Raw genomic sequence first — 2,437 nt, 5'->3', positions numbered from 1 at the left:
GTAAGCGTCGTCTGAGTACCGTCTGGTCCCGAATCCAGGATCCTGTAACTTAAGCACCCACTTATTTTGCAGGTGGACACCTCATGCGCGCTAAAGAAAGACTTCCCCGGAAACACTATTCCCCTGAATTCAAAATGGAACTGGTCAGGCTGGCTCTTGAAGAAGAAGGCAGTATTGCCGCACTGGCCCGGAAACATGACGTCAATGATAACCTGCTCTTTAAATGGATAAGGCTCTGGCAGCGTGAAGGGCGGGTCTGTCGGCCCCGAAAAAACTCATCGTCGCTTCCTGCCCTGATACCCGTGCAGCTTCAGGCGGGCTCTTCTCTCCCAACCTTCGAACTACCATCCTGCTCACCTCCCGCTACCTGCCACATAAAATGTCGGGGAGGAGAAATAACACTGACTCATCTCTCTGCTGAGCTCATGAGCACTGTCCTGCGCGAACTGATGCGGGGGCCTGTATGATAAATCTTCCCGCAGGCACAAAAATCTGGCTGGTTGCCGGTATCACCGATATGCGCAACGGCTTCAATGGCCTCGCCGCAAAGGTGCAGACCGCGCTGAAAGATGACCCGATGTCCGGCCACGTCTTCATCTTCCGGGGACGCAGCGGCAGTCAGGTAAAACTGCTCTGGTCCACCGGCGATGGTCTGTGCCTGCTGACAAAGCGACTGGAACGTGGTCGCTTCGCCTGGCCCTCAGCCCGCGATGGCAAAGTGTTCCTGACGCCGGCGCAACTGGCGATGCTGATGGAAGGTATCGACTGGCGACAGCCAAAGCGGTTACTGACATCCCTGACCATGTTGTAGCGCTCTTTATCCTGGTTGTCGCAGAATAAGCCTGGTAAAATACAGGCTTATGAACGACACCTCTTCTGACGACATCCTTCTGCTGAAACAGCGCCTGGCCGAACAGGAAGCGTTGATCCACGCCCTGCAGGAAAAGCTGAGCAACCGGGAACGCGAAATAGACCATCTGCAGGCGCAACTGGATAAGCTGCGCCGGATGAACTTCGGCAGTCGTTCCGAAAAGGTATCCCGCCGTATCGCGCAAATGGAAGCTGACCTGAACCGGCTGCAGCAGGAAAGCGATACGCTGACCGGTCGGGTGGATGACCCGGCAGTGCAGCGCCCGCTGCGTCAGACCCGCACCCGCAAACCGTTCCCTGAGTCACTCCCACGGGATGAGAAGCGGCTGCTGCCGACGGAGCCGTGTTGCCCGGAGTGCGGTGGTTCGCTGAGTTACCTGGGTGAGGATGCCGCCGAACAACTGGAGCTGATGCGCAGCGCCTTCCGGGTTATCCGGACAGTCCGTGAAAAGCATGCCTGCCGTCGGTGCGATCGCATCGTTCAGGCCCCGGCTCCTTCGCGCCCCATCGAACGGGGGATCGCCGGACCGGGGCTGTTGGCCCGCGTGCTGACCTCAAAGTATGCAGAGCACACACCGCTGTATCGCCAGTCGGAGATCTATGCCCGCCACGGTGTAGTGTTGAGTCGTTCTGTACTGTCGGGCTGGGTGGATGCGTGTTGTCGTCTGCTGGCGCCGCTGGATGAAGCCCTTCAGCACTATGTCCTGACCGACGGCAAACTCCATGCTGACGATACGCCTGTCCCGGTGCTGTTGCCGGGCAATAAGAAGACGAAGACCGGGCGCTTATGGACGTACGTTCGCGACGACCGCAACGCCGGATCAGCGCTGGCCCCCGCAGTGTGGTTCGCTTACAGCCCGGACAGAAAAGGTATCCACCCTCAGACCCATCTTGCAGGCTTCAGTGGCGTACTGCAGGCTGATGCCTACGCCGGGTTCAACGAACTCTACCGCGACGGCCATATAAAGGAAGCCGCGTGCTGGGCCCATGCCCGCCGAAAAATCCACGATGTTCACGTCCGTACCCCGTCAGCCCTGACGGAGGAGGCGCTGAAACGGATCGGCGAGCTGTATGCCATCGAGTCGGAGATCAGAGGTAAAAGAGCAGAGGAACGGCAGGCAGTCCGGCGCCAAAAAGCGCTGCCGCTGCTGGCGTCACTGGAGGGGTGGCTGCGGGAGAAACAGAAAACCCTCTCAAGGCACTCAGAACTGGCGAAGGCGTTCGGGTATGCGCTGAACCAGTGGCCGGCGCTGACCCGCTATGCAGAAGATGGCTGGGTGGAGGTGGATAATAACATTGCCGAAAACGCCCTACGACTGGCCAGTCTGGGGAGAAAAAACTGGCTGTTCTTCGGCTCGGATCATGGTGGTGAGCGCGGTGCGTCACTGTACAGTCTTATCGGGACGTGCAAATTAAACGGCGTGGATCCGGAACGCTATCTGCATCATGTACTTGATGTCATCGCCGACTGGCCTGTGAACCGGGTGGGTGATCTGCTCCCGTGGCGGGTTACTCTGCCTGCCTGACCAGCTTCACTTCGTCAATACGGTTCTCACTGTACGCTTAC

Annotated in this window: 2 protein-coding genes; both read left to right on the top strand. The window is 58.6% G+C overall.

Translation table 11 applies throughout. The features are described 5' to 3' along the window. Positions 1-463: 463 nt before the first annotated feature. Entirely contained in the window at positions 464-811 is a 348-nt protein-coding gene (tnpB, locus tag FEK66_RS21795; RefSeq protein ID WP_000609174.1) for an IS66 family insertion sequence element accessory protein TnpB, read from the top strand. A 49-nt stretch (positions 812-860) separates the two neighbouring features. Beyond that, positions 861-2,396 carry an IS66 family transposase gene (locus tag FEK66_RS21790; protein WP_135494968.1) on the top strand — a complete coding sequence of 512 codons (1,536 nt, stop codon included), beginning with the start codon at positions 861-863 and terminating at the stop codon, positions 2,394-2,396. Positions 2,397-2,437 lie beyond the last annotated feature (41 nt).

This window comes from Escherichia sp. E1130 (genome assembly GCF_005781065.1).
GTDB lineage: Bacteria > Pseudomonadota > Gammaproteobacteria > Enterobacterales > Enterobacteriaceae > Escherichia.
Note: the sequence above shows the minus strand (reverse complement) of the source record. Positions and strands in the feature narration are given on the sequence as shown.

What these genes read in the sequence shown, in the direction of transcription:
- FEK66_RS21790 (WP_135494968.1), top strand. Translation starts at nt 861, where the DNA reads ATGAACGACACCTCTTCTGACGACATCCTTCTGCTGAAACAGCGCCTG.
- tnpB (WP_000609174.1), top strand. Translation starts at nt 464, where the DNA reads ATGATAAATCTTCCCGCAGGCACAAAAATCTGGCTGGTTGCCGGTATC.